The sequence below is a fragment of the Oscillatoria sp. FACHB-1406 genome, from assembly GCF_014698145.1.
Lineage (GTDB): Bacteria > Cyanobacteriota > Cyanobacteriia > Cyanobacteriales > Spirulinaceae > FACHB-1406.
In genome coordinates, this window is the sequence record NZ_JACJSM010000001.1 from 55,799 (window position 1) to 82,245 (window position 26,447).

Consider the following 26,447-nt stretch of genomic DNA (forward strand, 5'->3'; position numbering starts at 1 on the left):
CTTACCATATACAAAAGAAATCGACCCCCACAAAAAATCAAAATAAGCGCAAAAAGTCCGGATTCGATCCAATCAATTGTCGGTCATTTTTACTCGAAACAGAACCGCAGAAAGTATCTCTTTTTCCCAAAGAGGCGGTTCTGCTCGACCGATCTCATCCTTTTAGCACTTCTAGAAGCGGTAGCCAAAATGGTAAAATGCAAGGGATTTTTCACGAGCGCTTTGATGATGATTAAAATCAAGCCATGCTCTCCTCACACCCTGACTTTAAATCTGAAGCCCGTTCATTAGCGATCGGAAAACAGTTTAGCCAGCCCTAACCGAAGCTCAACTTTTAATTCAAAGAGTCGAGCCTTCAGAGAGCAATGCCCCATCAAAAGCGTCTCAATTTAGCGAATAAACGACCTTTAAGGAGGAATTATGCGGGCAGTGTTAATGGCTGGTGGTTCCGGAACCCGGCTGCGCCCCCTCACTTGCGATCTACCCAAGCCGATGGTGCCAATTCTCAATCGACCCATCGCCGAACATATTATCAACCTTTTAAAACGCCATCACATTACCGAAGTCATAGCGACTTTACATTATCTGCCCGATGTGATGCGAGACTACTTCCAAGATGGTAGCGACTTTGGCGTACAAATGACCTATGCCGTCGAAGAAGATCAACCACTCGGCACAGCAGGCTGCGTCAAAAACATTGCCGACTTGCTCGACGATACCTTCATCGTCATCAGCGGCGATAGCATCACTGACTTCGACCTCAGTGCTGCCATTGAGTTTCACCGTCAGAAAAAATCCAAAGCCACCCTCATTCTCACCCGCGTTCCCAATCCCGTGGAATTTGGTGTCGTCATTACCGATAAAGAACAGCGCATCTCTCGCTTCCTCGAGAAGCCATCGACCAGCGAAATCTTTTCCGATACGGTCAATACCGGCACTTACATCCTCGAACCCGAAATCCTCCAGTATCTCCCCGAAGCCGAAGAATCGGACTTTTCCAAAGACTTATTCCCGCTCATGCTCGAGCGAGGCGAACCCATGTACGGGTACATTGCCGAAGGATACTGGTGTGATGTCGGCCACCTCGATGCTTATCGAGAAGCACAATACGACGGCTTGCACGGCAAAGTAAAACTCGACTTCGCCTACCCCGAACAATCGCCCGGAATTTGGGTCGGTCAAAACACCTATATCGACCCTGCCGCCAAAATCGAAACCCCTATCCTCATCGGTAGTAACTGTCGTATCGGACCGCGCGCCCGCATTGAAGCAGGAACCGTCATTGGCGATAACGTTACGATTGGAGCCGATGCCGACCTCAAACGTCCCATTGTCATGAACGGCGTTATCGTCGGGGATGAAGTTCAACTGCGCGCCTGTGCCATTTCCCGAGGCGCTCGCGTAGACCGCCGCGCTAATATCCTCGAAGGAGCCGTCGTCGGTCCGCTGTGCAGCGTCGGCGAAGAAGCCCAGATTAGTCCCAATGTTCGCGTCTGGCCGAGCAAGCGTATCGAATCCGGCGCAATCCTGAACATTAACCTGATTTGGGGCGAACAGGCCAAACGTAACCTGTTCGGACAGCAAGGCGTTTCCGGTTTGGCAAATATCGACATTACCCCTGAATTTGCCGTCAAATTAGGCGCGTCCTACGGTTCGACGCTAAAACTCGGGTCGGCAGTAACCGTTTCTCGAGACCAACGTGCCATCTCGCGCATGGTCAGCCGTTCCTTAATTGCAGGGCTGATGTCGTCGGGAATTAACATTCAAAATTTAGAAGCGACGGCGATTCCGCTGGCTCGGACGACAGTGCCGACGCTGCAAGTGTCAGGCGGCATTCACGTCCGCTTGCATCCCGACCGTCCCGACTTTATTTTGATCGAATTTTTTGACGAACAAGGGATTAATATTTCCAAATCCAAGGAAAAGAAAATCGAGGGGGCTTATTTTAAAGAAGATTTGCGGCGCGTTCCCATCGCTGAAATTGGGAATATGGCTTACCCTTCGCAAGTTTTGGAAATCTATAGCACCTGTTTTGAAAAGCACCTCAATAGCGAAAGCATTCGTAACAGTCGCTCTAAGGTTGTTATTGACTATGGCTATGCAGTATCCGGGGCAATTTTACCGATTCTGCTGACAAAGTTTGGTTGCGATGCCGTTGTACTCAACGCCAGTTTGAGCGAACGCGCGCTGTCGAACGAAGAACGGGAAGGATTGCTCAAACAGTTAGGCCAAGTGGTTGAAGCATTGAGGGCGAACTTCGGCGTGCAGGTTTCGGGGAATGGGGAACAGTTAATTTTAGTGGATGAGTCGGGACAGCCGGTTCGCGGCGAACTACTGACGGCGATGATGGTTCATATGATGCTGACTGCTCAGCCCAGAGGAACCGTCGTCGTGCCGGTTCATGCTTCGAGTGCGGTAGAACAAATCGCTCGCCGCCACGATGCTAAGGTGATTCGCACTAAAGCGAATCCGACGGCGCTGATGGAAGCTTCCCAGGATAATCCTAACGTGGTGTTAGGCGGTAGCGGCGATATGGGCTTTATTTTCCCGCAGTTGCACCCCGGTTTCGATGCGATGTTCTGTATCGCGAAGCTGATTGAAATGCTGACGGTGCAGGAGCAATCTTTAGCCCAAGTTCGCAGCGAATTGCCGCGCGTTTGTCACCGAATGTATACCATGCGCTGCCCGTGGACGGTGAAAGGATCGCTGATGCGGCATATGGTGGAAATCCATCCAGCCGAACAGTTGGAACTCATCGATGGGGTAAAGATTGTCAGTTCGCAGGATGATAATTGGGTACTGATTTTACCGGATGCGGGAGAACCGTTAGTTCATATTTACGCCAATAGCGAGGATCGCGATTGGGTCGATGATGCAATTAAGGATTATCGCCAGCGCGTTCAAAACTTCATTGATGGCGAGCAAGGGAGCGAAAGCTGAGGGTTACTCGTTGAGATTAAAATCCGGTTAGATAATCTTTAAATGGAGTTAGTAGGGGCATTCCAATGCAATGCCCCTATTTTTCTTTTTCAGAGCCAATTGTCAAACTCGCGTTTTATATTAAATCCAATTCCGAAAAAACATTCGGATTTTATAGCCTGTTGGGGATAGAGGAAGACCGATAAAAATAGGCAGCCAATAGATAAAGCCCAGAATCGCGATCGCGAGACTAGCTAAAGCAATTTGACGGAAAATATAGCGCCGACTGTGTAATAAAAGCTCGATAAACCAAGCCAGGGCTAAAGTACAAAACACTGAAGCCGCCATGTAGTGATAAATAAAAGTACAGCGCGTCACCTTCAACCAAGGCAACAAGTTCGCACCGAAATTGCACAGTAAATAAACTCCCAGCCAACTCGAAGCCGCGTTGGATTCTTGCCATAATTGACGCTGCCAGAGGCGTTTCAGTATTAAAAACAATAACCCTAAGATCGCAGCAGAAGAGAGCCACCAAAGCGGTGGGTTTCCCATCGCGTGAACGTCGTAGATGACTTTTGCAGAAGCGGGCGGTAACGGGGGAAGTGAAGGAATGGCTTCGCGGGTATCGCGCGCGGTTTGGTAGAGGTAGGCAACGGGTCGCTCCATGATAAACCAGCTATACCAAGGCGAACAGTAGGGGTGAACCTTGGGACCATTGCCGACGGATTGGTGAAAGGATAAGATGCGCTGCTGCATTTCCCAGAAGGAAGGTTTGGGGTTCATCAGCAAGTGAGGAATCCAACTGAGGCAGTAGGTGGCAACGGGAATCACTCCCAAATAGAGGATAAAAGCCAGAGGGGTAAGCTGCTGGAGATTTTGTAGGGGTAGGGGACGGGAAACGGGGGGGGAATCGGCGGGGCGATCGCGCGGTTGTCGGATAAATACGAGAATGAGGTGTAAGAAGGCCACTAGATAAATACCGAGCAAAAAACCCAACCCATTCCATTTAATCGCGGCAGAGAGACCGAAAAATAGACCCGAAAGCAGGAGTTTCGACCAGCGACGGTTTGGCGGTGTGTCGAGGGCGAGAAAGAGCAATAATTGACCGAGCAGCCCAAAAAGCACGAGGTAGATATTATTAAGGGCAAATCTAGACTCCACGAGGAAGAGGCCATCGAGAGCGGCTAGGAGGGCTGCGATCGCGCCGTAACTGCGACGACGAGTTAGACGATAAGCAATTTCCCCAATAACCAAAGGAATAAACGCACCGGTGAGGGCATTGAGCCAGCGATAGCTAAAGGTGGAACGAACCGAACCGAGAAATCCGTTAGTTATCTCGTGCGGAAATGGCATTTTTTCTCCCAGCCAAATTCCCACGGCAATCAGATATTGACTGAGGGGAGGATGGGCATTATAGACAGGTTCGCCTAATAAGTAGCGGTTGGCGAACACGGGGTAATAAACTTCGTCAAAAACTAAGGTATTAAAGAAATCGACGCGCCAAAAGCGAAAAAATAAGGAAAGAAAAAATATGACAAGCAAAGCGAGTTTATAGCCAGATTTGTTCATTCGCCCCTCGATAATTCCATGCTTATTATTGCTTGCTTGCTCTCAATTGGCGACGCTCAACCCCGAATGCACAAATAAATATCTTTGTCAAGGTGTAAGGCAGTAATTCTAAAGTGAATGGGTATGAGAGCTTAAATTACATTTCGGCATTTACGATTTATTCAAAAGAGGTTGTGTTGCTTCAATTACAGTATCGAAGCGAAAATTTTCGACTAAATCCCTTAAAGCTTCAATGAGAGCGTTTTGTTCGGGTGGGATGAGATCGAGTGCTTCGCGCAGTTGTCGCTGGCTGCACTGGGCCGCTGCAAAATGAATCTGTTGGAGCCAAGATTCTGGCATTGAAACAAAATACGTTTGCAGTTGTTGCGCGCTAACCAGATGGGGCGGGCAGTTGGGACGTTTGGTCGCGGGTTCTTCGGCATAGAGATAGTGTGCGTCTAGATAGTGAGCCATTTTTGCAAATAGCTCCTCCTCGCGGAAAGGCTTGCGTAAAAAGTCATCGCAGCCCGCTGCTAAAATCAATTGACGCTCCTCCTCAAAAGCACTGGCCGTGAGTGCCAAAATCTTGGTGGGTGCTGCTGTTTCGCCCGTTCGCTCCTCATTGCGAATTTGGCGCGTCGCATCGTAGCCGTTCATCACGGGCATTCGCACGTCCATCCAAATCAGATGGGGCTGCCAACTGCGCCAAATTGCAAGGGCTTCGCGTCCGTTGGCGGCTTCTTTGACCTCAAAACCGACCGTTTCGAGTAAGCGCACCAGTAACAAGCGATTATCCTGCTGGTCTTCAACGACTAAAATCCGATAATTAGGCTGCTGCGGTGCGAGGGCAATAATTCTCTGGACGGGCAGGGGTGGGGCTAAGTCTATTTCCTCAGCGAGTTCGACTGCAATACTAAACGAGAAGCAACTGCCTCGATTGATTTCACTTTCAACCCGAATTTCGCTTCCCATCAAGCGTGCGAAAGTTTGCGCGATCGATAAACCCAAACCCGTTCCTCTACCGTGTTTCAGACCTGCTTGCGTTTGTCCGAAGGGTTGAAATAATTTACTTAAATCCTCAGCCTCAATACCGATTCCTGTATCGGCAATCTCAAATGTGAGGATGCAGTTTAAAGCAGCCTCGGACGAGCTAACTTCCAACGTTACGCTACCTCTCTCTGTAAACTTAATGCTGTTGCTGAGGAGATTGAGTAAAATTTGACGCAGTTTGCCTTCATCGGCAGCGATATATTGTGGTACGTTGTCCGATCGCTGAAACTGCAATTGCAAGTTTTTGCCCCGCGCTTTAAAGCTGAGCATTTCTTCAAGATTGTCGAGCAGAAAGAAGAGGTCAAAGTTACTCGGTTGAAGGGTAAGTTGTCCGGCTTCGATTTTTGACATTTCCAGCACGTCGTTAATGAGGGTGAGGAGGTGCTGACCGCTGCGATTGACGATTTCGAGATCTTGGCGCTGGCGGGAATCTAAAGCGAGATCGTGTCTGAGTAACTGAGCGAAACCGAGGATGGCGTTTAGGGGGGTGCGCAGTTCGTGGCTCATACGGGCCAGAAATTCGCTTTTAGCGCGGTTAGCAGCATCAGCGGCTTCTTTCGCCGAGCGCAGTTCTGCCGATTGCTGTTGGGTTCGGGCGAGCAGTTCGGCTTGCTGAATGGCAATCCCGAGGTGCGTTCCGATTTGAACGAGCATTTGAATATCGGCTTCTTCCCACTGGCGCAAACTAGAGTATTGGCAGGCAATTAATAGCCCCCAGTTGTTATTCCCCGCCCAAATCGGAGTGCTGATGTAGGATTGGGGGAAGCTCGAGGATGCGAGTTCGTCGGGGGCAGTGAGGGAGATTGGGCAAGAATTCAAGTTTGGGGGCCAGAAGTAACCGGAGCGAACGTCTCGAGAGAATTCTTCACGATCTAGACATTCCCAGGAGGGCTTGTTATTGGGGTCGGGTAAGGGATGCTCGGTTTCGGGGTTGAGGGATTGGGCGACGGTGGTTCCTTCGGTGGCGGAGTTAAATTGGTAGATGAGGACGCGATCGCATTCAATCCCTTGCCGTAGTTCTTCGGTGGTGGCGGCGAAGATACTCTGAATATCTAACGATTGTCGCATTCGACTGACGATTTTCGAGATGGCACGCTCCCGGGCGATGCTATCGCGCAATACTTCTTCGACATGAATGCGCTCGATTTCGGCCCCGGCTCGCGCTGCAAAAATGCGTAAAATCGATTCTTCATCGGGAGCAACAGTTAGGGGTTTTACATCCATCACTGCTAAATGACCGAGCGTTTGACCTTCGGAGTCGAGCAATAGTATCCCCCAGTAGCTTTCAACTCCTAATTCTGTTAAAGCGCTATCGTTGGGAAATAACTCTTGCACGTTGCTGGGGTAGTAGCAAGCGTTTTGGGCATAAACGTTATTGCAGGGAGTATCTGCCAGATTGTACTCGAAGTTGTTGAGGAAGTCGGTTCCATCCCAAAATGCGAGCGTGCGGACTTGCTGGGAACCGGGCTGGACTAATTCGCTGACGAAGGCATAGCGGACTCGCAAGGCGCGAGCGAGAAAGTAGGCGCAGGAGCGAAAAAACTCGCGGCCGGTTTCTGAAGCGGTTCCTTCAACGACGAGCTTGAGGGCTTCTTCGAGTTGTTTGCGTTCGGTGATATCGGTATAGGAACCGACCATGCGAATCGAATTCCCGGCTTCGTCCCAAAAGGCTTGGGCGCGATCGAGAATCCAGCGATAGTGACCGTCTTTGCCGCGCAAGCGATACTCAACGCAGAGATTGGGTGTTAGACCGTCGAGATGGGCTTGACGGGCTTCGACGACGCGAGCGTAGTCTTCGGGATGGACGCTAGCGGTCCATAAACCGGCGAAATATTCAAGCTCGTTGGTGCGGTAGCCGAGAATTTGAGCTAGGCGTTCTGAGAGGATGACTTCGTTGGTTTTGAGGTTCCAATCCCAGATGCCGTCGTTGTTGGCGCGCAGGACGAGTTGCCAGCGCTCTTCACTTTCGCGTAGGGCTTCGGCGATGGACTGGCGATCGCGGATTTCTTGTTGGAGTTGCTGATTTTGTCGGTTGAGGATTTGACGTTGCTGCTTTTCTTGGGCGAGTAAATTGGCTTGAGCGATGGCAATCCCGACTTGGGCAGCAATTGCTTCTATTAGTTCGATTTCCTCTTGCGTCCAATGTCGATAGCGATCGCACTGATGGACGCAGAGTAGTCCGTTGGCTTCGCCTTGATAGGAGGTACGCACCACGAGCATCGATTTGAGATTAAATCCCTGACACAGGAGGTGGCAGCCAACGGAGTCTAAAAGCGGTTCGGTATAGACATCATCGGAGGCGATCGCGCGATCGCTTCCGAGGGCGGTTAAAGCGTGGAGATTGCCTTCTACAGGAATATCCAGTCCCATCATCGATTCGTAATTCCCACTCACGTACTCGGCCATCCAAGGAATCATCGGGGTGGGATGGGCAATATAACTATGAATTAAACAACGACTGGTACTAAAAGCTAAGCCAACTTGATGGGCAGTAACTTCAAAAATTTGTTGGGAATTGAGTTGAGAGCGAATTTCTTCAGTAATTTGTCTCAGCAAGACTGCCCGCTCGTATTGCTGTTTGAGAGCATTCTCAGCCGCAACGCGATCGCTAATATCTAAGATCAAACCATCCCAAACCGTATCGCCGTTGCTAAGACGTTTCGGGCGAGATTCGCAGCGCAACCACTTCGTCGCGCCCGAAGGCGTTTGAATGCGATGTTCCGAACGGAAAGGTTCTAAAGTTTCAGCGGACAGTCGCAGGCTTTCGAGAAAAGCAGGGCGATCTTCGAGATAAATTTGCTCGAATAAGCAATTAATATCCTGCAACGCAACTTCCGGCGAGACTTCATAAATTTCCTGACAGACCGAACTGATATAAGTAATGCGCTGAGTGCCATCCGACCGCATCAAATAACGGTAAATCGCGCCTGGAACGTTTGCAGCCAAGTGCTGAAATCTCGCTTCGCTCTGTCGCAACGCCTCGAGAGATTCGCTTTGGGCCAGAGCAAGGCTGAGTTGGTCTGCGAGTTGTTGCAGCAGGTCGATTTCAAAACTCGACCATTGATGAGGGGCGCGGCACTGATGTACGACCAACCGCCCCCAAAAGCTTTGGTTTTGCCGGATGGGAACGACTAACTTTGCCTTGACTCCCCATTGGTGCAGGCAGTTCCACCAATGGGGAGTCAAGTCGTCTGCCATCCGAGCGATATCGTCGATCGCGATCGCTGCTTCGCGACTCTCGAACAACGCGGCATTATCGCTCCACGACTCGCAGTCGTAAGGTAAAAACTCAATTTTTCTCGGCAGAGGTGAAAAAGGAGGTAAAACGATTTCAGTCACTAACCCGCCGCTGCCATCGGCTTCGAGGCGATATATCGCCACCCGATCGGCGGAGATCATTTTCTGCACGGCGCTGACAGCAGTTTGGACGATCTCTCCAAACTCTAGCGATTGACGCATTTTCAGCGTCAGTTCGGCAAGCAGTTGCGATCGCTGGCTTTGCCGCAACGCTTCTGCCTCGGCTTGCTTGCGTTCGGTGATATCCGTTGCCGTTCCGACGATCTCCCGGGGGCTTCGATTCGGGTTCCAAGTTAACACGGCTTCTCGACTGAGGAAGGTACGCCATTCGCCTCGAGCGTCGCGCAGTCGATACTCTAATTCCAGAACGTCTCCGGCTGAGAGTTCGGCTAAACGCTGGCGGTGTTGCTGGGAAAAGTGATGGTAATCATCGGGGTGCATCCAAGTTTCAAAAACAACGGTTTCTAAGTCTTGAATCGATCGCGACTTATCGCCTAAAACTTTGAGCGCTTCGCTGTTGAGGTACAAACAGCACTGTTGCTGCCAATCGTAGAGGTACAGAAGGTTAGGAGTTGCATCGGCAATCTGTTGGACGAAGTGCTGACTGGCTAAAAGTTGGACGGTACGCTCGCGGACTCGCTCTTCCAAAGCCTCATTGACCTGTTTCAACGCGACCTCAGCCTGCTTGCGCTCGGTAATTTCGGTTGCCGTTCCCAACATTTGTTGGGGAGTGCCTTCCGATACCCTCATGAAGACAGTTTCCCGCGCGAGAAACCATCGCCATCGATCTTCAGCATCCCGAAGTCGGTACTCGACTTCAAGAATTTCCCCGTCAGCGGCAAGGCTGCATTTTTGTAAGTGCGTCTGGACGACGGTTAGATCTTCTGGATGCAAGATTGTCAGCCAAAATGCACGATCGGTCATTTCGCTGCTTTGAGGCGAATAGCCCAGAAATTCGCCAATATCTCGGTTGCAGTAAATTTGAGAGTTTGCTTGCAGGTTGTAGAGGTACAGGAAACTGGGGATAGCGTTGGCAATTTGTTGCAGTAGGTGCTGACTTTTTTGGAGTTCTAGGGTTCGGTCGCCGACGCGGCGCTCGAGATCGGCGTTGAGTGCGATCAGTGCTTCTTCAGCGGCGACGCGATCGCTGATATCTTGTCCGACGGCTTGGAATTCGAGAATTTCGCCGTTCTCGTCGAATAGGGCGCAATTCGTCCACCGCTGCCACCCAAGTTCGCCATTAGCTTGTAAGACAGAATGCTCGTGTACCAGTTCGGGGCGATCGAGCTTTAAGGTTACTAAACTCTCGAGTTGTTTTTCGACCTGGGATCGGGCGGCTTCGGGAATCATATCGATAAATTTTTTCCCGATTAGTGCCTCAGCAGGTTGCTGGAAATAGCGACAGTAAGCACCGTTTACGAAGGTGAGGGTACTATCCTTTTTAAAGCGGCAAACCATTTCAGTTTGAGCATCAACGATGTTCCGGTAAAGCATTTCGCTGCGTCGGAGTGCTTCTCGAGCGGCAACGCGATCGCTGATATCTTCTGCTAGACCGGCAATGCGATAGATTTTACCTTCTGCATCCCTCACGGGAAAGGCACGAGCGCGAAGAGAGCGAATTTCGCCATCAGGACGCACAATTCGGTATTCAATATCGTAATGGGTTCGAGATTTTTGGCGGATGGTCTCGAGAACGCGATCGCGATCTTCAGGATGAATCGCCTCAGTCCAAGTCATCGGTTCGTTCAACAAACTTTCGCACGAGCGCCCCCAAACTCTCTCGTAAGCGGGACTGACGTACAATTTTTGCCTGTTGTCGGGATCGTACAACCAGAAAACCTCGTCGATGTTTTCAGCTAACTGCCGGAATTTTTCTTCGCTATCGCGTAAGGAAGCTTCCATTCCTTGGCGATCGACCCGGAGAATTAAATCTGTCGTGTTTTCAGCAAGCCCGTGAAAGTCTCTTGGCGATCGCGCTTCCGAACTGTTTGCGGCTTCCCCGAGGGTGCGTAAGCGATCTTTTTGGCGCGCGATCCCGCAGGGATCCCCGTAGCGGCGCGCCACGTGCTGCTCGATTCGCGTCCGGACTTCTGGTAAGTGAAAAGGCTGAGAAAAATAGTCATCCCCTAACTCAAATGCTCGCGTTTTTGCCTCCCAACTCTCAACTGCACTGGTACACATGAGAGGCAGCGATCGCGTTAGCGCATGGCTTTTAAAAGCTTGAATCCAGTTTCGAGCGCTTTCCTCTTCGATTCCCTCTAAATCGAGGATGGCTAAATCGGGAGCAAAGCCTGCAATTTTTTCGCTCTCAAACGTTCCAATTTTAAGACGTTCGATGCAACATTGCTGTTCTGCCAGGAGTCGGGCGAACTGTTCTAGAGACCGGGAGCCATTATCGATTGCTAAAATTTTAACGCTCGCCAACCGGACGACCATATCTTGATTTGAAGCTTGTCAAACTTTAAACCCATGATAGCGCAGCTATCTAAGAAAGGTATTTGAGAGAATAAACTACTCGAATTCTTTCCTTCAAACTAAAACTTCGCTAGCTCGCATTCACAGTTCGCCTAAAGCGAAGTTACCATTCCGGAGAAACTAACATAAAATCGACAGCTTTATCGACCTCTAAGGGAGGCGCAAATAAATAACCTTGGGAAAAGTCGCAATCTAGCTCTCGCAGCAATGCCAACTGTTGAGGTGTTTCGATCCCCTCCGCAACCACATCCATTTTCATCGTGCGCGCGATACTAATCATAGCGGGAATTAACCCCAAGCTTTTCGAGTTATTATCGAGTCTTTGCACAAAAGACTTATCAATTTTAAGGGTATCTACGGGGAAAGCGTGAAGATAGCTTAAAGAAGAATAACCCGTCCCAAAATCATCGATACTCAACTGAATTTTTCGAGCGCGCAACTGCTTGAGAATCGTCGATGCAGTTTGAGGATTTTCCATAATTGCACTCTCCGTAATCTCCAGCTTTAAGTTTTTCGGGCTGAGGTGAGTTTTTTCGAGAATGCTATCGATTTTATCAATTAAATTTGGCTGAGCAAATTGACGTGCAGAAAGATTGACGCTAACGGAGATCGAAGCATCGGCAAATCCTCCCTCTTGCCAAGCGCGTAACTGACGGCAAGATTCTTGTAAAACCCAGTAGCCAATCGGCCCAATTAAACTCGTCTCCTCCGCCACGTGAATGAACTCTACTGGGGAGACAAGACCTCGAGTCGGATGCTGCCAGCGCACTAAGGCCTCAAATCCAGCGATTTTTCCAGTGGCTAAGGAAACAATGGGTTGGTAACGCACGATGAATTGCTCGAGGGCGTTTCCTGCAATAGCTGCCCGGAGATCGCGTTCGATCTCGAAAAATTGAATGGCGTTGGCGTGCATTGCTGGCTCGAAAATTTGGTAGCAATCTTTTCCTTGGGCTTTCGCCTGATACATGGCGGTATCGGCATCGCGCAGCATATGCTCGGGTTGTTCGTAGCCGCGATCGCTCAACACAATTCCGATACTAGCACTGATAAAAACGTCGAGACCCAGCACTTCAAAAGGCTGGGCGAACGATTGCAAGAGTCTCTCGGCTACAGCAATCGCATCGGTATAACTCTTAATTCCCGACAGCAGTATTGCAAATTCGTCGCCGCCTAAACGGGCAATGCTATGCTGGGGTTCTAGGCAAGTTTCTAGGCGGCGAGCCGCATCGCAGAGCAGCTTATCGCCGACAGGATGACCGAAGGAATTATTGACGATTTTAAAGCGATCGCAGTCGAGAAACAGTACCGCGAAGCTATAACCTGCTTCTGTTTTCGCACGTTCGAGGGCTGCTTGCAGGTGTTTGAGAAAAAAAATACGATTGGGCAGCCCGGTCAGCGTATCGCGCAGGGCAACTTCCAGCAGGCGCATATGGGCGGCTTCGAGTTGTTGGGTGCGCTCTTCAACTCGACGTTCGAGGGCATTATTCAGTTTGACGACTTCTTGGAGGGCCGCCCTTAAATTGAGTTGGTTTTGGATGCGCGCTAGCACTTCCTCAACTTGAAACGGCTTAGTAATATAATCGACTCCGCCTGCGGTGAAGGCTTGGACTTTATCAAAGGAACTACTCAGCGCGCTTAAAAAAATGATCGGAACCGAGGCGGTTTCCGCAGCAGTTTTCAAGCGCCGACATACTTCATAACCATCGATCCCCGGCATCATAATATCGAGTAAAATCAGATCGGGAACGACAGTGGTTGCCGCTAGCAAGCCCATCTCTCCATTGATGGCAATCCGCACGTCATAGCCTTGTTGGGCTAGCATCGACGATAGGAAACTAAGATTTTCTTGAGTATCATCGACGACCAAAATATCGGCTTTGTATGGATGACGATTCGTGCTATTCATTACGGGTTTTGCCTCGGTCTAAGCACTCGGCTCTATGCGTAAATGGTAACGGGAGTTGGGAACGGAGAATGGGGGATTTCCCAATTTGAATCCTCAACAGCCTCAGCCCGCTCTTCTTCGTGTTTATCGAGAAAATCCCCTTACCTACCAAACTTGGCATAATCGATCCCGATCGCGCAAACAACTTTGGCTCGATTTCCGGCACTTGCGCCTGACTTTAGGGAGGGAGCGAGTAAGAGCTTCTTGAAGGTACGTTTGTTTAAGATACCCATTCAGGCTCTTTTAAGCGAACGATTGAGGCTTTCAGCCGATCGTAAGGTTAATCTTCCCGGTTCTGTCGAACTCGCATTTCCGATCTCTCCGCGTTTTGAGTGCGCTAGCGATCTTATCTGACCTATATTATTCGGAATTATGAAAATTTCCTACCTTTGGAGAATTTAATCGCGGTGTAATGCCATCCTGCTAGAAGGGTAAACGATTTCTGCACAAAGCCTTTAAACTCTGGGATAATGAGGGTTATATCCTATCTACACCTCTTCGGTTCCGAGCGCCACTCTAAAAAGGGCTTGCGGTTCGATTCGGGGAGTAGCTTGGTCTGGAAAATTTTTGCCCTAGTGCGCTATTGTCTTCAATTCGGCGGTCGATATTCAAAACTTATGAAGTTCGTGTTGTTATTAGCAGTAACATTTGCAGCATTCTCGGTCGATCTTCAGGTTGCCCCAAAGGTATTAGGGGAAACAACTTCGAGCGGCAGCGAGATAACGGCTAGCGCTCTGGAAGCGAACGAAGCCTTCGGTGAAGGTTATGAAGTTGGCTACCGCATGGGTTTAAACAGAGGATTCGAGTCGCGATCGGCCAACACCGACTATTTGCCGGAAATTCTCGGCATTGGGGGAGAATTTGGCGATGAAATCGACCGGCGAGCCTCAGCAGGATTTCAGGCGGGATTTCAGGCGGGATTTCACGAAGGTTATTATGCCCGCGATGCTAATACCTCCCGGGCAGAAATCGAACGTTTTAACGACGGTTACAGTCGGGGATACGAGCGGGGGTTTGAGGACGCATTACTCTGCCGCCAAGTGCGCGACTGTGCTTATGCTCCAAAACCAGTTCCAGACCGACTGAATGACGCTCAATACCAGAGTGGCTATCAGTTAGGTTATTGGCAAGCTTTTGAGAAAGGGTGGACGAGCGACAGCAATGCAGGTCGCTTTTAAGCCCCGGTTCTCCAATTGCCAATTTTCGATGCACCAGGGAAGATTCGACGCTCTGGTGCTATTGTTGATGGGCAACAATTGTGTATAATGACGAGCGAGTTTGCTAACTCGCAACAAGCTTTTTTTCCATAACCCGAACCTGAATGGAGTCTGCCATCGCCCAGCGTTCGCAGGAACCCTCTTTTAGGAGCAGGACGGAATTGGCAACCCCAATTATTGCGAAAGTAAAATTCTTATGGCGGTTGGGGAAGTCTCAGAATTCAATAGCGCGATTGAAGAGCGATGAGCCAAGCTGGAATCTTTGATTTACCGAACCGCGAAGACTCGACTTCTGCCGAAGTTCCGGCTCTCGAGCCAGAGAGTTCCGAGCTTCCCCAAACTGCCGAAGTTCCGGCGGTCGAGCGCTTCGAGCAGCGTATCGCGCCGGAGGGTGCGTCGGCCAGCGCGATTCCGGAACGATTTCCTCGCTTGAAAGAAGCGGACTGGTTTTCTTTGGCTCGGAAACTACGCCAGCGCAATCGCGATTTGTTAAAGAAGGTCGCAGAATTGGAACAGTTAGTGGCAACGGCTCGGGAAGGCTTACAGGTGGAAGTAACGCGATCGCGCAGCGTCGAAACCCTCAGTCGCCAGCACGCGATCGAATTAGAAGCCGCCCGCACTAAAATTAGCCTCCTTTACGGCGAACTCGAAGCCTCTCAGCACGCCGAGCGAGAACGGACTCGCAGCGTCGAACAGCTTTCGCAGCAGTTGGAAACAGCCAGCGATCGCATCGCCGCCCTCGAACGAGACTGCGCCCTTCTCCAGCAGCGCTGCAACGAGCAATCTTATCGCGTGGAAACCGCAGAACAACGCAGTCGCGAACTTGCTGCTCGCTTGGAATGCCAGCAACACCGCACGTTACAATTTAAAGCGGCTCTGGATAAGTGTTTGGAGCGGGGTTTGCCGGAATTTCTTTTCGAGTCTGAAAGTCCGAATCCTTCGTCCCCCGAAGCGAGCGAGGAAATAACGGAGGAGTTTACACCGCTGAAAACTCAGCCGATTCAGCCTTGGTCGGCTCGGGGCGAACAGGTTGTAGAATTCTCTGATAATTTACCCGATTGGGGCGGTTCGGTGCCGAGTGAAGAACCCCCTTCCGCGCCGTTAACCCTGTTTGAAATGCGATCGCTTGAGGATTCTGAAGAACTCCCCGAAAGCGACGAACCCGACGAAGAAGCGATCGACTCTAAGGTTGAGGAAGAACCCGTAGTAGGTTCTTGTTTAGCAACTTTTGAGTCGATTGAATGGGAAGTCGAACCGAGCGAGAGCGATGGCTTTGATGCTATCTTTGAAACTCTTGAGGAGCGATCGCAACTGCCGGTTGAGTCCGAGGAGTTATCAGAATCAGAAGATCCCTCCGAAATCGATGACGAAGCAGAACGACTTTCCGCCTTCTCCTTAGAACGGACGTTTGAAGTCATAACCCCAGCACAATCTAACTTTCCCGCTCCTCTAGTCTATCCCCACCGTCGGGAGAGAAAACATCGATCTTTAGCGACAATTGAATTACCGAATTTTCGCCACTAATGAGCGTCACCCTCCCTATAACTTTGGAATAGAAGCAGGAAGGCTAACCAGAGGTGCTGCTTTGGGTTAATGGATTGTTCAAGAAGAAGCAGCACTTGCCAGTTGGCGAGATTCTTGCCGAACTTGTCCGTCCATTACTGCTCGCTGCAAGCGCATAAAAGCCCGTAAGTCTTCTAGACCGTATTCCGTATGCTGTAGAAGCACTCGCAAGCGCGCTTCTGCTTCTTGGGTCAGACACCCTGTCGTCAACGCCTGTTGAACGATATCGCGAATGGAAATCATAGGTATGGGATGTTGATGTATCTATCTCAATCTTTAAAGTTTTGATGGAGTTATAATGATGCAACTCAGATCAAAACAAGCATTGAATCCCTACGATTGTTAATACAGCCAAAATTCTTCCCTAGAATATAAGCCCGATCGTACAGCCCCGTTGATGGACAGTCTTGCTTGAATTTGGATGGCTTATATATAGGCTCCCTCTCCCCGATTGAGACTCTACAGGGAATAAAGGAAAACGGTTGACGCACGCAGGGCTAGGTGTTCGATCTCAGTTACGGATTCCTACAAATCTCTACCCAGTGAGAATTTAGAACGATCTCATCTTTGATAAGATCGCGATTGGAGCTTGGCTTCGCCTTCGGCTGGGAAAAGGCAATCGCTTTTCATCGGGAATCTCTAGTGTCCGGAACATTTAATAAAACTCTATATTATCCTAAACTTTCCCAATTTGTCGCTTTTTTTTGCCAATGAGACAAGATTAAGTTTAAAAACTAGCTGAATTAAGGCTTAGAACCCTGCTAGCGTCCAGCTTGTTGCCCGCTTCGTGCTAGCTTCACTTTTTTTCCCAGCCGGAAACATAACCCTTCAAAATCCTATCTCTCAATAATTTTACTGAGTTAGAAGCGATTGTTAGAGTTGTCCTAACTGGCGAAAACGCGATCGCCATACCTTCCTCTTGACAAACAAGTATTATGTATGTAGCATAAAAGTAGTGCTTTAGTTAGGAGGTCTTCGCGATGTTCAAAAAACAGAATTTTGTGACGGTCAAGTCATTCTCCCTCTTAGATTTTTCTTTACCGAACAAAATTGCAACAAAACTCAAACATGAGCGAACATCGACTGGATAGAATTATCATCGAACGGCCTCGCGGTGGAAGGCGAATTAGTTCGACTCGCATCACAGGCTATCAAAAAGAATTAGCCCGAATTACGGCGGTCGCCAGCGAAGAGGGTTTGCTACAACCCTACCTCATAAAAACTCGAAATCGCACCAAATACTTTTCCGACCATCTCGCTCCCCTGCGACGTTTTCTGAATTCTAAAGTTGGCAAACCGTGGGATTTAGTCTATAGCGAATTGTGTCATAAGCTGGATATTACAACCCTTTCCGGACAGCATATTCTCTCGCACTTGTGGGATTTCGTAGAACGTTACGTTATTTTCATTGACGGCGTTCTCTACGCTCGTCATCGTCAAAACTATCCCTTAGTACGCGGGCAAGGACAGTGGAGAAATCGATTTTATATTCACCCAGAAACGGGTGTTTTATGTCTGATTCCGATCGCGCCACAAGAGCGTCTTCAACTTGTCGATGATTGGCTTTGGGAAGGGAGCGATCGCTGCTATCGCCAGATCGAGGGAATTTGGTACTTTGTAACCTTTAGCAGTGCGCCGATAAAAGGCAAAATTATCGATCTTCTCCTGCAATCGGAACTGACCTACTCTACGGCTCAGCAAGAATACGGACGGCCGATTTATGCCTGCCACAAACGTCATGCGACTAAAAAAGAAATTCGCACGATTCGGCAGAAATTAAAAGCCAGACTTAAAAGCCGTAAAAAGGCAAGTTAAACCCCTAAATAGCGCGATGTAAAACGATTCGCCGCGCCCCAACTTCAAAAGCTTACATCCAACGGCTGCGTTCGTTTAAACGGTTAAGTAAAGACTCCCAAACTCGCATCGGGAATGGGGGATTGATGCCCCTACGCAACAAGATTTAACGCTTTTGTTCTAACTCGCGCGGGCTTCTTCCCTCGAACACATCGAGCTAATTACCATCCACTTTCATGATTTTTCAACTGATGTAACCCAAGGAGTTTATTTCTCATGGTACGCGCTACCTTTGAACTGACTAAACCTCACGTGAATATTGGCACCATCGGCCATGTAGACCACGGTAAAACGACGCTGACAGCCGCGATTACAATGGCATTAGCAGCGATCGGTCGGGCAGAAGCAAAGCGGTATGATGAGATCGATGCAGCACCCGAAGAAAAAGAACGCGGCATTACTATTAATACAGCCCATGTCGAGTACGAAACTGCCAATCGTCATTACGCACACATCGACTGTCCCGGACACGCGGACTACGTGAAAAATATGATTTCCGGGGCAGCACAGATGGACGGCGCGATTTTGCTGGTTTCTGCTGCTGATGGCCCAATGCCGCAAACGCACGAACATTTGCTTCTTGCCAAGCAGGTTGGCGTTCCTTACCTAGTCGTTTTCCTCAACAAGCAGGATTTGGTGGAGGACGAAGAATGGTTGGAACTGGTGGAGTTGGAGATGCGCGAACTGCTGGATGCTTACGACTTCTCTGGCGCGGAAACTCCCATTCTTGCCGGTTCTGCGTTCAAGGCGCTGCAAGCGCTGGTGGCGAACCCCAAGCTGCAACGAGGCGAAAATAGTTGGGTGGATGGCATCTATGCGTTGATGGATGCTATAGATGCTTACATTCCCACGCCGGAACGCGAAATCGATAAGCCGTTTTTGATGGCAGTGGAGGACGTATTCTCGATCGCGGGACGCGGAACCGTGGCGACGGGTAAAATCGAGCGGGGGACGCTGAAACCGAACGATAAAGTCGAAATTATCGGCTCGAGCGGTTCTCGCGAAGCGGTGGTGACGGACATCGAAATGTTCCAAAAAACCGTGGCAGTCGCACCAGCGGGATTCAATGTCGGCGTGCTGTTGCGGGGGATTCGGAGTAACGAAATCGATCGCGGTATGATGCTGGCGGCTCCCGGCGCGATCGCACCCCATACCCAGTTTATCGCCCGAACGTACATTTTAACCGCCAAAGAAGGCGGCCGTCACAAGCCACTATTTCCCGGCTATCGCCCTCAATTCTACCTTCGTACTGCTGATGTTACCGGAACCATTCGTTCGCTGATGTCGCAAGCAGGGGACGTTGTAGAAATGGTCAAACCGGGAGATTGCGCGGATATGACAGTAGAGTTGCACCAAGCAATCGCTATCGAACCGGGAATGCGCTTTGCCATTCGCGAAGGCGGACGAACCATCGGCGCGGGAATCGTCTCGCAGATTGTCGCCTAATTTCAACCGCGAAAAAGTGAGTGAGGGGCTGTTATAAACAACAGTCTCTCATTTCAATCGCGAAAAAGTGAGTGAGGGACGTTGCAATTAACAGTCCCTCTTCACCCTTTTAAATTGGTAGTAAGATTGGGATCGTTACGTTAAAGCGCCTGCCGACTCGAAAATGACCAATCGAGATTTTCCCTCCTCTACCGCCGAATCAAAACCGTTACTCCCCAAAATTAACCTCTTTACCATGTTCCGTTTGGGACTGTTCCAAATGGGGTTGGGGATTATGTCTCTCCTGACTTTAGGCGTTCTCAACCGGATTGCGATTGACGAGTTAGCCGTGCTGCCTTTCCTGGTTGCAGGCGCGATCGCTATGCACCAATTCGTCTCTCCGGCGCGCGTATGGTTCGGGCAGATGTCAGATGCAAAACCGATTTTGGGCGGGCATCGTACCGGCTATGTTTGGCTGGGTGCTGCCTTATTCACGACCTTATCCTTTGTCGCACTGCAAGGCGTATGGCAAGTCGGATATAGCTTACAAGCAACGGGTTGGAGCGCGCAAACTTACGGATGGGTAGGGGTACTCGCTTTTATTTTCGCGCTGTACGGTTTGGCGCTGAGTGCTAGTTCTACGCCTTTTGCGGCTTTGCTTGTCGATGTTTCCGATGAAGATAACCGATCGCAACTCGTGGGTGTAGTCTGGTCGATGTTGATGGTGGGGATTGTCATCGGTGCGATTGTCAGCGGTACACTGCTTCAACAACCGGAAATCTGCGGCGCGGCGATTATTTCTTACGACCCGACGCAAACGGGTAAAGTAGCAGATATTCCAACTTTACAAGCGAAAATTAACCCCGTCTTTACTTTAATGCCCGCGATCGTTTTTGGACTTTGTTTGCTGGCAACTTTTGGCGTAGAAAAGCGCTATTCTCGTTATACCTCCCGCTCTTCTATTGTCGCTCGCGAAGACCAAATCACGCTCGGACGAGCCTTGCGCGTTCTCACTGCCAGCCGACAAACGGGGTTATTCTTCGGATTTCTCCTGATTTTAACCATCAGTATTTTCATGCAGGATTCGATCTTAGAACCCTACGGCGGCGAAGTGTTTGGGATGTGTATCGCGGAAACGACAAAACTCAACGTTCCCTTTGGAATGGGGACATTAATCGGGATTTCTAGTACCGGATTTTTGCTGCTGCCGCGTTTGGGAAAAAAGAAAACGACGAAAATCGGCTGTTTGGCAGCGGCGGTTTGTTTTGGCTTAATTATTATGGCGGGTTTTGCCCGGAATCCCGGTTTGTTGAAAACAGGTTTATTCTTATTCGGACTCTCTTCGGGGATGATTACGGCGGGGGCTACCAGTTTGATGCTAGATTTAACCGCAGCAGAAACGGCAGGAACGTTTATTGGGGCATGGGGTTTGGCGCAGGCAATGGCGCGCGGACTAGCGACGCTTCTCGGCGGTTTGGTATTGAATCTCGGTAAGGTTGCGTTTGATTCGCCGGTACTGGCTTACAGTAGCGTCTTCTTCCTGCAAGCGGTTGGTATGATCGTTGCGATTTGGGCTTTAAGTTTTGTGAATATCCGCGAGTTTCAGGAAAATGCGAAGGCTGCGATCGCGGCAGTAATGGAAGGAGAGTTAGATTAAGCTGAAGGAGGCAGAATTTCGCTTAAAGCAATCTCGCTCTGGGGAAAGGCAAGGGGAGCAACTCGATTGGGTTCGGAAATGATAAGATGGCGCGTATAACCCGTTGGCGTTGGCTCGCGGAAAATATGGAGTTGGCGGTTGCGGACATCGAGAACCCAATAGTCAGAAATTCCGGCGCGGGCGTAGAGTTTATCTTTAATTTCGCAGTCGGTTTTTAAGGTCGAATCGGCAACTTCGACGATTAGATAAATGTCCTCCGGACGAGGATGGGTTTCGCTGTAGTCTAAAATCGTGCCGCGCGCGACGACTAAATCGGGTTCGGGTTCGGAGAAAAGGATAGCTTGACAAAATAAGACTAAAGTGCATTGCCTAATTTTGACTTCGAGGTTTGGGTTTAAACCAGAAATGACAATGCTCGCCCTTACATCCGCCAATTTTTACTTAAAACACGCGCAGAACGCTAGCAATACTAATATTATCGCCGCTTTCGGCTTTGATTTTCTCGATCGCTTGCCGGAAGTTCCCTTCGCGCACGTTGTGAGTAACGACGACAATTTCGGCTAAATCCCCTTGGAACCCAATCTGAACGACGGATTCGAGACTGACATCATTTTGACCGAAGTAAGTGCCTAAATGTCCGATTACGCCGGGTCGATCGCCGCAAAGAAAGCGAGCATAGAAACGGGTAACGAGTTCTGAAAGCGGGGCGACGCTATGGTACTCCTGATGGGAACAGCCCAGTAGCGGATTGAGGGAACCCGCAGTCTGACAGCTTTTGAGAATGCCGACGATGCAGAGAATATCGGAAACAACGGCGCTAGCGGTCGGCCCAGAACCCGCACCGGGGCCAAAGAACATCACTTGTCCGATAGGTTCGCCTTCAATAAGGATAGCGTTATAAGCGCCGTTAACGCTGGCGAGGGGATGGTCTTTGGGGACGAGGGTCGGATGAACGCGCACTTGCAAAGCAATTTCGGGTTCGCTCTGGATTTGTTGCGCGATCGCCAGTAATTTAATCCCAAAGCCCAATTTATCGGCGTAGGAGATATCGGCGGCGCTGACTTGACGAATGCCTTCGCAGTGAATGTCTTCGCGCTTGATGCGCCCGCCAAAGGCAAGGGAAGCGAGGATAGCTATTTTATCGGCCGCATCAAGTCCATCTACGTCTGCGGTCGGATCCGCTTCGGCGTAGCCAAGTTTTTGGGCTTCGGCGAGGACATCAGCGAAATCGGCTCCCGCCTGCGTCATCTGCGTGAGAATATAGTTCGTCGTACCGTTGACAATTCCCGTCACGCGGGCGATGCGGTTAGCACCGAGGGACTCTTTCAGGGGCTTGATGATGGGAATACCGCCGCCGACGGCAGCTTCTTGCATCACATAAACGCCCGCTCGATTGGCAGCAGTGTAGATTTCGTCGCCGTAGCGGGCGATGACGGCTTTGTTGGCAGTGACGACGTGCTTTCCGGCAGCAATGGCTTTAAGAATCAGCGATCGCGCCGGTTCCAGCCCGCCGATTAATTCAACCACAATCTCGATTTCTGGGTCGGTTGCGATCGCTTCTAAATCTGTAGTTATCAGTTCCGATGGAATTGGCACGCTTCTGGGTTTATCGAGCGATCGCACGCCCACGCGCGCAATTTCTACCTCTTGCACCAGCGGATAGCGTCCTTCCGGGTTCAACAAAATTTCCGCCGTTCCCGTTCCTACCGTTCCCAATCCGAGCAAACCGACTTTAAACGTCACAATTTCAACGACAATCTCTACTTCTTCGCTTAGTGTAGCTCGAATCGGGGACGGGCAGCGAGTCCGAATCCGATCGCTCCCCTCCAGTCTGTTAAACTTAACATCAAAGCTATTCGAGTGCTGTCTAGACTGTGAACCCGACCCCCACGAGATCGCTCTCAGACGATCTTCGCGAAGCTGCGATCGCCTGCCGTCAATCCACCCTAGCTTTATATGAAGGCATCGATGCGACGACCTTCTGCCAGCAAGCCCATCCTGAATTTAGTCCGGTCGGATGGCATTTAGGGCATATTGCCTTTATCGAAGCCTGTTGGATTCTCGAGGGCTGCGCCGGACAAACACCCTTATTTCCGCAATATCGAAAGCTATTCGCCGCCGATGCCTTACCCAAAGCGCAACGCCAGAATTTACCGGATTTACCCATTATTTTGGACTATCTCCACACCGTCCGAAGCCGCGTTCTAGACTACTTAGAAACCGCAGCCATCGTCCCGGAAGAACGCCTCTGGCGCTGGTTAATCCAACACGAAAGCCAGCACGCAGAGATTATCACCTTTATCCTACAGTTACATCGCACTCGAAAAGCCGATCTTCCTGCACCTCCGGTTTCCCGTTCCGCTGTTGTTACTGAAACCATTGCGATTCCCGCCGGAGAATTCAATCTCGGCTGGGACGCGATCGAAGCCCAAGATCACGAACGTCCCTCTCGGCGGCTGCATTTGGATAGCTTTGAGATCGATCGCTATCCGGTTACTTGCGCCCAATATTGGTATTTTATCGAAGCGGGCGGCTATCGAGAGCGAAAATGGTGGTCGGAGGCAGGCTGGCAGTGGTTGCAAGCCAATCCCGTCGATCGCCCATTATACGCAGCCGATGGCGACGATTGCCCCGTCTGCGGCGTGAGTGCTTACGAAGCAGAAGCTTATGCTAACTTCGTCGGCAAGCGCTTACCCACGGAGGCAGAATGGGAAAAAGCAGCGAGTTGGGATGCGGCGCTTAGCAAAAAATCACCCTATCCGTGGGGAACTGCCCCGCCGGATGCCGGTACGTGCAACCATAACGGTCGAAGCGGACGTACCACTCCCGTCAGCGCCTACCCTCAAGGCAAAAGTCCCTACGGTTGCGAAGATATGTTAGGTAATGTGTGGGAGTGGACGGCTTCCACGTTTGCCGGTTATACAGGATTTAAGTTTTATCCCTATCGAGGTTATTCGGAAGTTTACTTCGATGGAGAACACCGCGTTCTGCGCGGCGGCAGTTGGGCAACGCGACCTTGGGCTTTGCGGTCGAGTTTTCGCAATTGGTATCATCCCAGCGTGCGGCAGATTTTAGCGGGGTTTCGTTGCGCCCGATAAGCTTATAAAGTTATACATTAGAATTGACAATGGATAATTGATAATGGACAAAGTTCGTACAAATTAATTGCTCTTTATATTGTCCATTATCCAAGACGTTATCCATTGTCAATTATCCATTACCCAAGACGTTATCCATTATCCAAAACGTTATCCATTGTCCATTGTCAATTATCCATTACCCAAGACGTTATCCATTGTCCATTGTCAATTATCCATTACCCAAGACGTTATCCATTGTCAATTGTCAATTATCAATTATCAATTATTCCTTCCCCCCTTAGCAATTTCAAATCCAGCAGGGTAGACTAGCTAGGTGTAGTTTGAACCTACTTGGCTATGTCTAATCGCCTTGCACAATCTCAAAGTCTTTATTTGCGCAAACACGCTGAGAACCCCATTGACTGGTGGCCTTGGTGCGAAGAAGCCTTAGCCAAGGCGGATGCAGAAAATAAGCCCATTTTTCTATCGGTTGGGTATTCGAGTTGTCACTGGTGTACGGTGATGGAAGGAGAGGCTTTTTCCGATCGCGCGATCGCCGACTACCTCAACGCCCACTTTGTGCCGGTTAAACTCGATCGCGAAGAACGCCCCGATCTCGACAGCATCTATATGCAAGCCCTACAAGCCATGACGGGGCAGGGCGGTTGGCCTCTCAATATCTTTCTGACTCCTGGCGATCTCGTCCCCTTTTACGGCGGCACTTACTTTCCCATCGAACCGCGTTACAGCCGTCCGGGATTTTTAAAAGTGCTGCAAGCCGTGCAACAATTTTACAAAGTCGAAACCGAAAAGTTACAAAACTTTAAACGCGAGATCCTCAGTACCTTAGAGCGCGGAGTTCATCTATCTCCTTTAACCGATGCTCCCAGCGATCGCCTCCTGCTGCAAGGCATCGAAACCAGCACGCAAATTGTCGGACGCAAAGAGTACGGCAGTCCGTGCTTCCCGATGATGCCCTACAGTTTTCTCGTCCTTGAAGGCAGTCGCTTTGGCATCCGTTCCCCCTACGGCGATGCCAAACAAGTTGCCCGACAGCGCGGTGACGATCTCGCTCTCGGCGGGATTTACGACCATGTAGCGGGCGGATTTCACCGCTATACGGTCGATTCCAATTGGACGATCCCGCATTTTGAAAAAATGCTCTACGATAACGGTCAAATTCTTGAATATTTGTCGAATTTGTGGAGTTACGGCTTTAAGGAGCCTTTTTACGAACGCGCGATCGCGGGAACCATCGAATGGCTGACGCGAGAGATGACCTCAGCCCGAGGCAGTTTCTATGCCGCCCAAGATGCCGATAACTTCCCCACTCCAGAAGCCAGCGAACCGGAAGAAGGCAATTTCTATCTCTGGCCCTACCGCATCATGGAAGGTTTAATGACGGAGTTGGAATTTAAGGGGTTGCAGACCGCATTTAGTTTGAGTCCAGAAGGCAATTTTGAAGGTCAGAACGTCCTCCAAAGACAGCAAAAGTCAAAATTAACCAAAAAGCAGGAGAATGCCCTCGGAAAGCTGTTTAAATTGCGATATGGAGATAGCCGAGAAGCCCTAGTTCGGTTTCCACCAGCGCGCAATAATGCAGAAGCCAAACAGGGGCATTGGAAAGGTAGAATTCCCCCCGTAACTGATGTGAAAGCGATCGTCGCCTGGAATGGTTTAGCGATCTCCGGAATCGCTCGGGCAGCCGTAGCCCTCGATTGCGTTTCTTGGCTCAACCTCGCCGCCAAAGCAACCAATAGTATCCTCGAAGCGCAACGGGTTAACGGACAATTCTACCGCCTCAACTACGAAGGCAAAATCGCGGTTCCCGCCCAATCGGAAGATTATGCCTTTTTCATTAAAGCCTTACTCGATATTCAACAAGCCAGTGCAGTGCTAGGGAGTAAAAGTTACCCCTGGTTAGAACGAGCCATCAGCTTGCAAGCTGAATTTGATGAATTGCTCTGGAGCGAGGAAATGGGAGGCTATTACAATACCGCTAAAGAAGCAAGTCGCGACCTGTTAATTAGAGAACGCAGCTATATCGATAATGCTACGCCCTCAGCCAATGGTATCGCGATCGCGAATTTAGTTCGCCTCGCCTTGCTTCTCGATAAACAGCAATATCGCGAGCGAGCCGGACGCGGGTTGCAAGCCTTCAGCAGCATTATGCAGCAATCGCCCCAAGCTTGCCCGAGCTTATTTTCTGCCCTTGACTGGTATCTTAACGGAACGCTCGTTCGTGCCAGCGCTGAAGACATAAAATGGTTGGCGGCTGAGTATTTTCCCAGAACTACTTACCAAGTCAGTGCGGAACTGCCTGAAGGCGAGATAGCGATTGTTTGTCGCGGCGAAGCGTGCTTACAACCGATCGAGTCTCGCGAAGCGTTAATACAATTATTAAAATCAAGTTAATC

14 protein-coding genes are annotated in these 26,447 nt (G+C 50.0%); 8 read left to right on the forward strand and 6 right to left on the reverse strand.

Translation table 11 applies throughout. From position 1 onward, the window contains the following. Positions 1 to 420 precede the first annotated feature (420 nt). Positions 421 to 2,940, forward strand: coding sequence for a mannose-1-phosphate guanyltransferase (locus H6G50_RS00275; RefSeq protein WP_190712135.1), 2,520 nt, complete (start codon positions 421 to 423; stop codon positions 2,938 to 2,940). 120 nt (positions 2,941 to 3,060) lie between these two features. Here the strand turns inward: H6G50_RS00275 and H6G50_RS00280 are convergent, their stop codons facing one another. From H6G50_RS00280 to H6G50_RS00290, 3 genes are all read right to left on the reverse strand, one after another. Continuing rightward, positions 3,061 to 4,488, reverse strand: a complete 1,428-nt coding sequence (locus H6G50_RS00280; protein WP_190712137.1) for a phospholipid carrier-dependent glycosyltransferase — start codon at positions 4,486 to 4,488, stop codon at positions 3,061 to 3,063. 150 nt (positions 4,489 to 4,638) lie between these two features. Beyond that, positions 4,639 to 11,250 carry a PAS domain-containing protein gene (locus H6G50_RS00285; RefSeq protein WP_190712139.1) on the reverse strand — a complete coding sequence of 2,204 codons (6,612 nt, stop codon included), beginning with the start codon at positions 11,248 to 11,250 and terminating at the stop codon, positions 4,639 to 4,641. A 142-nt stretch (positions 11,251 to 11,392) separates the two neighbouring features. Beyond that, positions 11,393 to 13,195 (reverse strand): GGDEF domain-containing response regulator, encoded by a 1,803-nt coding sequence (locus tag H6G50_RS00290; RefSeq protein ID WP_190712141.1) that lies wholly within the window; start codon positions 13,193 to 13,195, stop codon positions 11,393 to 11,395. 509 nt (positions 13,196 to 13,704) lie between these two features. On the opposite strand from H6G50_RS00290, the gene H6G50_RS00295 reads away from it, so the two are divergent. After that, positions 13,705 to 14,412, forward strand: a complete 708-nt coding sequence (locus H6G50_RS00295; RefSeq protein ID WP_190712143.1) for a hypothetical protein — start codon at positions 13,705 to 13,707, stop codon at positions 14,410 to 14,412. 282 nt (positions 14,413 to 14,694) lie between these two features. Next, entirely contained in the window at positions 14,695 to 15,975 is a 1,281-nt protein-coding gene (locus H6G50_RS00300; protein ID WP_190712145.1) for a hypothetical protein, read from the forward strand. Between the two features lie 78 nt (positions 15,976 to 16,053). Here the strand turns inward: H6G50_RS00300 and H6G50_RS00305 are convergent, their stop codons facing one another. Next, positions 16,054 to 16,257, reverse strand: a complete 204-nt coding sequence (locus H6G50_RS00305; protein ID WP_190712146.1) for a hypothetical protein — start codon at positions 16,255 to 16,257, stop codon at positions 16,054 to 16,056. 825 nt (positions 16,258 to 17,082) lie between these two features. On the opposite strand from H6G50_RS00305, the gene H6G50_RS00310 reads away from it, so the two are divergent. The 3 genes from H6G50_RS00310 to H6G50_RS00320 all read left to right on the forward strand — a co-directional run bounded on the left by H6G50_RS00310 (position 17,083) and on the right by H6G50_RS00320 (position 20,950). Next, on the forward strand, positions 17,083 to 17,829 hold the full coding sequence (locus tag H6G50_RS00310) for a hypothetical protein (RefSeq protein ID WP_190712148.1): 747 nt from the start codon (positions 17,083 to 17,085) through the stop codon (positions 17,827 to 17,829). A gap of 255 nt (positions 17,830 to 18,084) precedes the next feature. Further along, on the forward strand, positions 18,085 to 19,314 hold the full coding sequence (gene tuf, locus H6G50_RS00315) for an elongation factor Tu (protein WP_190712151.1): 1,230 nt from the start codon (positions 18,085 to 18,087) through the stop codon (positions 19,312 to 19,314). A 163-nt stretch (positions 19,315 to 19,477) separates the two neighbouring features. After that, positions 19,478 to 20,950 carry a BCD family MFS transporter gene (locus tag H6G50_RS00320; protein ID WP_242032652.1) on the forward strand — a complete coding sequence of 491 codons (1,473 nt, stop codon included), beginning with the start codon at positions 19,478 to 19,480 and terminating at the stop codon, positions 20,948 to 20,950. On the opposite strand, the gene H6G50_RS00325 is transcribed toward H6G50_RS00320, so the two are convergent. Together H6G50_RS00325 and H6G50_RS00330 are read right to left on the reverse strand one after the other, a co-directional pair. Continuing rightward, on the reverse strand, positions 20,947 to 21,384 hold the full coding sequence (locus tag H6G50_RS00325) for a Uma2 family endonuclease (protein WP_190712153.1): 438 nt from the start codon (positions 21,382 to 21,384) through the stop codon (positions 20,947 to 20,949). The genes H6G50_RS00320 and H6G50_RS00325 overlap by 4 nt on opposite strands. Positions 21,385 to 21,391: 7 nt before the next feature. Further along, entirely contained in the window at positions 21,392 to 22,693 is a 1,302-nt protein-coding gene (locus tag H6G50_RS00330) for a homoserine dehydrogenase (RefSeq protein WP_190712155.1), read from the reverse strand. A 131-nt stretch (positions 22,694 to 22,824) separates the two neighbouring features. On the opposite strand from H6G50_RS00330, the gene H6G50_RS00335 reads away from it, so the two are divergent. Continuing rightward, positions 22,825 to 24,048 (forward strand): SUMF1/EgtB/PvdO family nonheme iron enzyme, encoded by a 1,224-nt coding sequence (locus H6G50_RS00335; protein ID WP_190712158.1) that lies wholly within the window; start codon positions 22,825 to 22,827, stop codon positions 24,046 to 24,048. A gap of 339 nt (positions 24,049 to 24,387) precedes the next feature. Continuing rightward, positions 24,388 to 26,445, forward strand: a complete 2,058-nt coding sequence (locus H6G50_RS00340; RefSeq protein ID WP_190712160.1) for a thioredoxin domain-containing protein — start codon at positions 24,388 to 24,390, stop codon at positions 26,443 to 26,445. Positions 26,446 to 26,447 lie beyond the last annotated feature (2 nt).

Bases quoted from the DNA above. Each gene is read 5' to 3' on its own strand.
- H6G50_RS00275 (WP_190712135.1), top strand. From the start codon at position 421: ATGCGGGCAGTGTTAATGGCTGGTGGTTCCGGAACCCGGCTGCGCCCC.
- H6G50_RS00280 (WP_190712137.1), bottom strand. From the start codon at position 4,488: ATGAACAAATCTGGCTATAAACTCGCTTTGCTTGTCATATTTTTTCTT.
- H6G50_RS00285 (WP_190712139.1), bottom strand. From the start codon at position 11,250: ATGGTCGTCCGGTTGGCGAGCGTTAAAATTTTAGCAATCGATAATGGC.
- H6G50_RS00290 (WP_190712141.1), bottom strand. From the start codon at position 13,195: ATGAATAGCACGAATCGTCATCCATACAAAGCCGATATTTTGGTCGTC.
- H6G50_RS00295 (WP_190712143.1), top strand. From the start codon at position 13,705: ATGAGGGTTATATCCTATCTACACCTCTTCGGTTCCGAGCGCCACTCT.
- H6G50_RS00300 (WP_190712145.1), top strand. From the start codon at position 14,695: ATGAGCCAAGCTGGAATCTTTGATTTACCGAACCGCGAAGACTCGACT.
- H6G50_RS00305 (WP_190712146.1), bottom strand. From the start codon at position 16,257: ATGATTTCCATTCGCGATATCGTTCAACAGGCGTTGACGACAGGGTGT.
- H6G50_RS00310 (WP_190712148.1), top strand. From the start codon at position 17,083: ATGAGCGAACATCGACTGGATAGAATTATCATCGAACGGCCTCGCGGT.
- tuf (WP_190712151.1), top strand. From the start codon at position 18,085: ATGGTACGCGCTACCTTTGAACTGACTAAACCTCACGTGAATATTGGC.
- H6G50_RS00320 (WP_242032652.1), top strand. From the start codon at position 19,478: ATGACCAATCGAGATTTTCCCTCCTCTACCGCCGAATCAAAACCGTTA.
- H6G50_RS00340 (WP_190712160.1), top strand. From the start codon at position 24,388: ATGTCTAATCGCCTTGCACAATCTCAAAGTCTTTATTTGCGCAAACAC.